Source organism: Shewanella sp. 0m-6 (assembly GCF_052977325.1).
In genome coordinates this window covers 144,867-153,870 of the sequence record NZ_JBRIMD010000010.1, presented here as the reverse complement: position 1 = coordinate 153,870, position 9,004 = coordinate 144,867, and the positions used below count along the sequence as shown (strand labels likewise).

Genomic DNA, 9,004 nt, shown 5'->3' with positions numbered 1-9,004 from the left:
GTGTTCCCAACGGCAGCGGTGAAGCTGAACAAGTTCTGGCCAACGGTTAACCGTATTGATGATGTGTTTGGTGACCGTAACCTAATGTGTTCATGCGCTCCAATCTCCGACTACGAGTAATCTTTTAATTGCTGCTTGGGCTTGCTACTGCTACGTTGAACCTCGGCTCCAGTCCTCATTGACTGGAGTCAACTCCGGGCTAGAGCCTTCGGTTCGCCTTGCATTAGCATCGCCAGCGACGCAATTACGGAAACTGTGAGTTTGGTGGTTTCCGGTAGTTATAGAATTGAAAAAGCGACCTTTTGGTCGCTTTTTTATTGGCTGGGGTTTAGAACCGTTGATGGTTGCATCGAGTAGAAACAGCTAGCAAAATCTAGCTTATAAATAGAGTCAGACCTAATGACGGCAGACGAAATGACAAAGGCAGCAGCGACTATGCAAGAACAACTTCCGATTACGATTAGCGCCGATAGCGGCTTTTCTAGTTCGCTTAAGCCGTTGCTGGTTGAGCTTGAAATGTGGATTAACTTTCAAGCGCTGAAAGCAGATTGGTATGGCGATGAAGCCTGTATCTTAGCTTTCGATTTTACTTTGGTTAGGAGCTTGGAAGATAAAGGGCTGGATGTTAGTGAAGAGTGCGCTGCGGCTCAATGGAGAGTCGAGGATGGTTATGCCTATTGCTACGACAGCAGTAGCTTAAACACCACGGCTTTTATTGCGGTTGCAGACCTGCTTGAGGCAGGTGTTGGGATTGAACAGGCGATAAAGGGTAGGTTGGTTGCTGTGGTTAATGCGGTTGCCAAGTCTGTGGGAAGAGGGCATCGGTTGTTGGCTTTGGGGTGAGTAGCTAGCTCATGCCTCTACTAACTAAGGCGACGGATGAAGTGCATTACTACAAGCTTTTCCCTTGCTCCACTTTCCGCTTTTCTGCTGCCTTTTGAACTCACACATAGCGTCCCAACGGCCGCTAACTCCACTGTATTGACGACGAAACTCTTTGGCCGAGGTTATCCATACATCAGGTGCAATACCGAGTTCATTGAGTAATTTTGGTCGTTTTGAATCTATGAAGCCTGTTTTATCATGTCGAATCGCTCTGCCCGTCCAGTCAATAAGCTCTAAGTAGTCACAAAAGTGAAATGGGATCCCCGATTGACTAGCAAGATGGGTTGAACCATCAAATTTAGCGAGTGGTTTTAAGGGATCGTCAACAGCAAGTTCTGGTTCTTGATTGGTGGACTTGGTGGGGGGAGTTGGCTTGCTGGTGTTGCTATCAAGCGAATTTAACTCGGTAATACGCTCTTGAATAGAGGTGAACTCAGAAGTTTGAAGTGTGTCTGCTATTCCTGCTCTAATAGGGTTTAAATCCACGTACATCATACATGCAAGTAATGCCTGTTCATCGAGCAGGGCTTGAGACTTAAACCTTCCTTCCCAGAATGCCCCCTTACACTCATCTTCACGATTTGCCCTACGTGCTACTTCCTCATTAAGGCAACGCATAAACCACGATATACTCGATAAACGCTGGTGCCACTCAGCTAACAATCCATCAAGTAGTAAACGCTCACCCTCAATTAATGTCTCACCATTCATGTATTTGGTTGCTACAGGATGCCCTTTAGTGATTTTACACCATCGACTAATGACCTCTTTGTTACTCAATGATTTAGCTTTGTCAGTGTCGATTTTAAGGACTAAATGATAGTGATTATTCATGACAGCATAGGCACAAATATCGATACAGAAGATAGTTGAAAGCGCTTTGATTTTATCGACAATCCAGCCACGCCTATGTTCAAAGCTTTTACCTGTAAGCTTATCCTCGCCACAGAGAAATGCTCTTCTGACACAACGATTTATGATGTGATAGAAAGGAGTCGATTCAGGATCTATCAAAGTTCGTCGAGCAGAGGTCATAATCGCGATCCTACACTAGGCCAAGAGGAGGTACTACAAAGCCTAGTAGAGGATGTGGTAAAGCACAAAAGATATGGCTGTCCTGTCTTTTGCTTTTTATAGTTCGCTTTTTTGGAACGATGAAGGGCAAAATTTATGTATGCACCTCTTTTCTAATAGATGCTTTAATTTTATTGCATGAGTTGGATATCTTTAAACAATTTTTTGGAGATGAAACTCTATGATTTGACTCGAATTTCCCTCCTGTGGCGTGTTCAAATAATCTAGATATTTCAGTTGTGATTTTTGTGTGCTCACTAGATGAGAATGAACCATGCGTAAAGGCTAACTGTCTGAAAGCAGGGCTTAATGCGTTAAAGTTCATTTTGATTTTGGCTTCTAATAGTTTTGAATTAGTAAGGTTCTTTTGATCTGATGACCAATATTCTAATGCAGTTTCCGCTAAAGAATTAATTGTATCTAGCAATTCCTCTTCCATTGAAAGAATGGAGTTTTTTTTAGTTGTCTCTTGCCAGTTAAGTTTGTTGAAAATATACGCAGAAAATGCACCTGAAATAGCAGCTATACTGCCAGCAATAATCCTATCGACTATTTCCATTTCTTTGTATTTGCCTTTGTAATGTAATCATAAATTTTATTTTTGAAAAAGCTAAATGATTCAGCGTCATCACCGTCTTCAAATTCAATGATTAGTAAATCGGTAAACTTATCCGCGGTTATATAGCCTTTACCTACCATCCCCCCAAAAGCTTCGTCTAAAAATGAAGAGCCATAACCTTCGACATCATCAATTTTAATTATTAACTTTTCCTCCGGCTCTAGTTTCTCGATTAAGCCTTTTAACACATCTTCTCTAAAATGTTCACCAGTATGTTGACCATCATCTTTATAGCGACCCGCTGGCGTATCACAAAAATTTAGACCAATGTTATAATTCATTACGCTCCTCCTTTTTCTGGAACTTTAACACTCCAAATGATTAGAGTGCCAAGGATAGGATGTTTTAAAGATTCTTTCTTTGTGTGTTCATTTCTGTCTGTACAGCTAAATTTGTAAAGGCCTTTTTGGCTCAATATTGACATATAGCCATTACCATATTGCCTTATGAACTCAAGTAAATCTTGAAGCCCTTTACCTCGGTTTTCTTGATCTGTTTTAGTTCGACCCATTTCCACAGCAGCTTCAATTAACGAAGGATGGTCATTATATAGTTTCAGTTTACTCATGTAATCTTTTGCTCTCTCCCATAAATTGGAAAGTGGTAAGCTCGCTGGTATTCCTATTCCTTGGTCGTAAAAAGCAACTTTTAACTCTCTACTATCATTGCAAAACGAAGCCGTCATGTACCAATGTTTTTCGCTTTTAGATTCTTTAGGATAAGCATGATGTGTTACATTCGTAATTGCTTCAGAAAGAGCTTGAAACAGTGGAGGTCTTTTTACTCTGTTACCAACAATTTCCTCAATTTTTTCTCGAAGAAGCTTGGCTTTTTGTTCATCTCCTGGTGCACCCTTTATAAATTTGACAATGTTTAGTTTAGATGGTTTCGCGTCAAATTCACATTTTTCAAAGTTGAATAGCTCGAAAAATCCCAAATCAGATAGTTGGGCCTTTACGTTATCATTCCAATTTTCAGTTTGTGGTACTAGTCGCTTTCCTACCTTATCGTTCCACTTATCAATTTCAGCAGTTAAAACTAAACTTGCAGAAGTAGAAATATTTACTATGTTGTTAAGGTTTACAGTTTTAAGTTGATACCTGTTACCATGAAACCCTACAAGCTTTCTGATAGAGTTGATTGATTTTATTGAGTTATAATAATCCACTGAAAAGTTCATGTTAGGTGGGAAGTTTATTGAGTAGATATTTTTCTTCGTATCAATAAGGGATATAAATTCCTCATTTTCCTTTACCCAGTTTTTTATGGCTACAACAGGCACAACCTTCTTTTTATTTTTTTCTTTTTTTTGTGATTTTTTGGTTTCTTTTCTGAGTTTTAAATTGTAGGACTTAACCCTTTCTCTCTGTTTTGTATTGTTTTTTTTCATGTTGATGAATTTTGAAGTAAAGTTTTTTAAGAGTTAATTAAACCAATAGGGCTGTAACTAGTGTCTATTGCCAAATTTATCTGATTTAGAATATTTAGGATATGCGCTTTCGTCACAAGTTTGTGATGAATAGATAGGGAAGATTGATTTAAATCAATTGCTTGCGTAAGTCATAAATGGTGAGCTTGCTGTTTGTACCTTGGGTACGACTGCGGCGAGCTGATTTCTTCCCTGATTGGCAGTGTCTCTTGTCTTATGCTTATCGCATTTAGACTTTCTCTTTCGAGAACAGATTCTTGCCTGCATTTCCTTAGCTGGCGATAGATTAACCTAGAAGTGATGTGTTTTTCAACAGTGAATTCAATATGCATCTATAAGTTTTTACTTTAAAAATAGTGGGTTGTATCTATATGTATCATTCGTGTAGAAGAGTCATCATAGAAACCTATCCTTAATACTGACTCTGAGGGAACTCCACGAATTCATTATCTTTGTTTTCTTTAAGAAAAGTGTCCGTTTTCGCTTTAGCTGCACATTCTTGAGAAACCACTTCAAATATAATCTTCACTTTTTACGAGTTCATTATGAAAACAATAAATATTACTTGGAAAGAAGGCGAAGAGTTTCATGAAGGCACGACGGGGCTGAATGCTTGGCATGATTTTAAAGCCTACGGAAGTGTTGAATTTCTCACCAAAGAAGACCTTGCTATTGCCGATAGCATGCAGCAATGGTTTATTGATAATGAAAAGCGTATTTATGCGCTTGTCTGCGATTATGTTAATCAAAACTATCAAGAGCTGCTTGAAGACTCTGAGTTTCTAGATGTGTTTGACGAAGATTCAGAGTCTTACGAAACCTGTGTCGGCGAGGTGAACGAAGCCGATATGCAGGCTGGGGATATCTTTAAGTTAATGCAACTGTCCGGATTTATTTTACATCACCCTGACAAAAATGCCGTTGGGATGATTTTTGAATGTGCTTGGGATGAAGAGCATGGCTTTGGTATTGTGATCCAAGGGGATAAAGTCATTTCCCAAGACGGTGCCCAAGTTGCGTATAGAGGGGTATAACGCTCTAAAAATGAAGCTGTTAATGATTTAGTGTGGTGACTATCTTTTTTGATATGGCTAGTTTGATAGAGCCGAGTACCGCACTTCGGAATTGAACTCAGATAAAAGCCAGTCAGTTTGCACTGACTGGCTTTATGTTTAACTATTATTTTTAACTATTATGTTTAGCTAGAAAAGTTATCGCTTTTAGCGCTTATTGCGGAGTCAAACCTAGCTGCTCTAGTACTAACTTAAAGTTCTCACGGCGCTCTTTGACGTTGTGCACGTCACCGGTTGAACAGGTTAAATCAGGGCAACCACGGTTAACGATACCAGAAACATCATCAATAAAGTCGGTGCCTTTCATACCACCTTCAACATACTTTTTCAGTTCGTTGTGGTAGTTCCAGCCACCGTATTGGCCGCTTTCGTCAGGGTAGGCTTGTACTGAGGTAACCCAGTAGAACAGACCTGCAATCCATTTGATTTCTTTATTCTCTTCAGAGCTACAAATTAAGCCTGGGTTTGAACAGAAATCTAGCTCTGCATATAGCGGGTTCGCTGGTGGCGCTTCAACCACAACACCATCAATGGTTTTGCCAATATTTTCTGGGTCAACGTGTGAACGACCTAAGTAGTGGTTCAGCGTACCGAAGTTTTGGCGTCCTGTAGTTTGAATCACGCCACGGCCCCACCAACCACAACCTTCCACGTCTTCTTGGCTGCTACCATCCCAGATGAACTTACCTGCTTTTTGGTCAACGTAAGTTTTACATTCGTCACGTTCCCATACTTGCTTAGAGCCATCTACTGATGTAGGTACGTCATTACAGTGTCCGCTGTTTGTCCAACGACCAACGTTACCGTTAACAAGCAAACCACGCTCTTCAAGTACTGCATTTGGTGCAGCGAAAACAGGAGCCGGAGCACCGTACCATTTAGCATGAGTTAGTGCACTTACTTCCATCTTGTCATCACGGGGACAAGAGTAAGCGTGATCTAAACCAGAGTCAGGGTTAACACCGTAATCTGCGTACTTCTGATCAAGTTGACCACAGCTCGCTGACATTGGGTAATCTGTGGCTGCACCGTATTTAATTTCAGCCCAGTTATTCTCATCACATGCATTGTAGCGAATCGTTTCTTGCATACTTTGTGCTAAGAAGGCTGCAATCGCCACTTTTGCATATTTGATGTTGGTTGCATCATCAACATTTTCATCGAGTAGCCAGAACTTGTTACCCGCTACACCAACGTTATGCATGGCATTTAAGCCCGTCATGAAGTCAGCCCACTTGTAAACGGTAGACGGAACCCATTGTGATTGAGGCGTTTCATATAGGAATGCTGTGTTGTTCATTGACTCTTCAGCATTTGCCAATTCGCGGTTTAACGCATCAATGATGGTTAACTTGCCATTTTCTGTTGATTTACCAACATAGTACAGTGGCATTTTAGCATCTTGGTAATGTGCAATTTTGCTGGTCAATTGTTCAGAATCTTTGTCAAACAAAATAGCAAATACGTTGCTGAATGCCGCTTTACGAATTTGCGGCTTGCTGGTGTTGTTACCCATAAAGTAACTAGCAGCTTGGTCTGTTGGAATATTTTTCAGCATTGCAGGTGTTTTAACAAAGTCAGTCACTTGCTTTACGTACTCTAGCGCATTGTGCCATTGCGCACTTGATAAGGCCTGCGTTGAGCTAGATTTAGTGAAAGCAACAAAGTCAGCTTTGTTTGCAGCGTCAGCTTGATATAGTTCAAGCTTATCGAGTAGATCGGCTGTGAATACCGATGCTTCATCCCAAACAGACTGGCGACCAGAATGCGTATCAAAAGCAAAGTCACCAATACTTAAAGACCAGCCATAGGTTGCTTGTGGCGCTAGAGTGGCAATGATCAGCTGGTGAGCGTGAGCCCAACCTTTCAGGTCGTTGCTTAGCGCGTTGATGTCATCAAGATCAACACTATTGCCTGTGATATCCATCGCGTTGATTAGCGCAGCTTGAACCGCAATGCTGCTTGTCGCTAAAGCTTTATCTTGGGTGGCTTTATCAAGCACATCACTGCTGATGATAATCGATGCCGACTCTGTCTGTGCAGCCAGTTCCATGATTGACACGAAAGCCGCTGTTAACTTGTTAACATCAGCCAGTTCTGCACTGTTATTGGTTTCGATAGTCAATGTAACTGGAGCAGTAGTCGATGGGCTAGCAACCACCAAGGTATTTGGCCAGCCAGCCACTTCTAGACGAACAGGGTCCATCGGGTTTGGCAGTGAAAGCAGTGGTGCGGTGCCTGGCTCTGTGCCGTCACAATTTAAGTGAAGTGCCCATGAGCTGTCACTACCAGGAACTGTTTGTGTCCAGTAAATCGCTGAGTAGGCGATGTTGTTATGCACCATAATGTCGCCACCGGTAGCATGGTCAACACGGGGCCAGTCTGGGTAAACATTGAAATCAGCACATAGTCCACCTGGTGGTGTGACTGGCGGATCAATAACGTCTTCTTCAATAGTGATGTTTACACTTACATTTGAAGAAAGCCCTTCAGCATCAGTGGCGATAGCTTTTAGAGTGACGCCGCCCACTTGCGTAGGCTGCCAGTCACAGGTAAATGTTGCTGCTTGAGCGGCATCAAAGCTACAAATTTGTGTGTTATTGGCTTTAACAACCAGTTTGGCTAAATCATCATCAGCATCAGTGGCATTAACAGCAATAGAGACGGTCTCAGTATCAATAAAGCTTGCACCATTGCTTGGTGTAATGAACTTCACCACTGGTGCGGTAAGTTCTTCAGCTTCTACAGTAATGCTCACACTCACTGTTGAAGTTAGGCCTTCTGCGTCGGTGGCAATTGCTTTAAGTGTTACCTTGCCTTCTTGAGTCGGCTGCCAGTTGCACGCATAGGTGGCTGCATTGGTGGCATTAAACGAACAAATTTGCGCGTTATTAGCTTTAATAACCAGCTTAGTTAAATCATCATCAACATCGGTGGCATTAACAGAAATAGACACTGTCTCAGTTTCATTAAAAATTACACCATTGTTAGGGGCAATAAATCTCACTACTGGTGCGGTAAAGTCTTCTTCAGCATCCGCTTTTACGGTTACCACAACAGATTGTTGTTCGATTTTTTGGTTATTTTTATCGAATACAAATACCTTAACTGTGGCGCTGCCTGCTTCAGTTGGTGTCCAGCTTTGCGAGTAAATCGTCTGGCTTGGGTTAATGGCTTTTTGAGACAGTTTTTGATTGTTAGCCCAAAATTCAACTTTTGCAGCGAGTTCACCATCAACTTTTGCTTGGATGCTTGTTGCTGCTTCCGCTTTTAATACCTGACCGGCTACTGGAGATAGAATTGATAATTCGGTTGGTTCCGGCTCACCAGGTTCAGCTGAACACTCGGTTAACTGCCAAAACCACGAGTCTGCACTTGGGGTTTCCCATACACCTGGATTGTTTTTAGCAATAAAGCATTGGTTAGCATAAGAGACTATATCGCCATTGTTAACCTTGGTTTGCCCTGGGATAAAGGCAATGATGTCGCCCGGTTCTGGTTCTGGTTCTGGCTCAGGTTCTGGTTCAGGCTCTGGTTCAGGCTCAGGTTCGCCCGAACATACTGTGGTATCCCAAAACCATGAACCAGCATTTGGTGATTCCCAAACACCTGGGGTGTTTTTGGCAATAAAGCACTCGCCATTAAAAGCAACGGTATCGCCATTCTGAACTTTTGTTTCTCCCGGAACAAAAGTGACAACACCTGAGGTTAGCGTTGCGTCAGCGGCATACAGGTAGCCACTGAACATAACGCTGGTCAATGCGATAGTTATTTTATTTATTTTTATCAAGATTTAGCTCTTCTTTTATTCATTTATCTTTTACAGATAAATTCATCAGTAATTAAAAGTGTGCGTTATCGATGGTACTTAATTGTTAAAGTCCAAGAATAACCAGCACACTTTGGTATTGATTAGAGAGTTAG

General features: G+C 41.6%; 7 protein-coding genes. 2 read left to right on the top strand and 5 right to left on the bottom strand.

The genetic code is table 11. The features are described from left to right. Window positions 1-399 precede the first annotated feature (399 nt). Window positions 400-843, top strand: coding sequence for a hypothetical protein (locus ACVBJC_RS10230; protein WP_447160658.1), 444 nt, complete (start codon window positions 400-402; stop codon window positions 841-843). A gap of 24 nt (window positions 844-867) precedes the next feature. Here the strand turns inward: ACVBJC_RS10230 and ACVBJC_RS10225 are convergent, their stop codons facing one another. The 4 genes from ACVBJC_RS10225 to ACVBJC_RS10210 all read right to left on the bottom strand — a co-directional run bounded on the left by ACVBJC_RS10225 (window position 868) and on the right by ACVBJC_RS10210 (window position 3,968). Beyond that, window positions 868-1,920, bottom strand: a complete 1,053-nt coding sequence (locus ACVBJC_RS10225; RefSeq protein WP_447160659.1) for a transposase — start codon at window positions 1,918-1,920, stop codon at window positions 868-870. Between the two features lie 133 nt (window positions 1,921-2,053). After that, the gene (locus ACVBJC_RS10220) at window positions 2,054-2,518 is read right to left on the bottom strand and encodes a hypothetical protein (protein ID WP_447160660.1); all 465 of its coding nucleotides are present in this window, start codon (window positions 2,516-2,518) and stop codon (window positions 2,054-2,056) included. Then, window positions 2,509-2,859: an STAS-like domain-containing protein gene (locus ACVBJC_RS10215; protein WP_447160661.1), complete on the bottom strand. Its 351-nt coding sequence runs from the start codon at window positions 2,857-2,859 to the stop codon at window positions 2,509-2,511. Before ACVBJC_RS10215 ends, ACVBJC_RS10220 begins: the two co-directional genes overlap by 10 nt. After that, window positions 2,859-3,968: a hypothetical protein gene (locus tag ACVBJC_RS10210; protein ID WP_447160662.1), complete on the bottom strand. Its 1,110-nt coding sequence runs from the start codon at window positions 3,966-3,968 to the stop codon at window positions 2,859-2,861. Before ACVBJC_RS10210 ends, ACVBJC_RS10215 begins: the two co-directional genes overlap by 1 nt. A 584-nt stretch (window positions 3,969-4,552) precedes the next feature. Between ACVBJC_RS10210 and ACVBJC_RS10205 the strand changes: the two genes are divergently transcribed. Further along, window positions 4,553-5,041 (top strand): DUF6985 domain-containing protein, encoded by a 489-nt coding sequence (locus ACVBJC_RS10205; RefSeq protein ID WP_447160663.1) that lies wholly within the window; start codon window positions 4,553-4,555, stop codon window positions 5,039-5,041. A gap of 193 nt (window positions 5,042-5,234) precedes the next feature. Here the strand turns inward: ACVBJC_RS10205 and ACVBJC_RS10200 are convergent, their stop codons facing one another. Next, window positions 5,235-8,870: an Ig-like domain-containing protein gene (locus tag ACVBJC_RS10200; protein WP_447160664.1), complete on the bottom strand. Its 3,636-nt coding sequence runs from the start codon at window positions 8,868-8,870 to the stop codon at window positions 5,235-5,237. Window positions 8,871-9,004 lie beyond the last annotated feature (134 nt).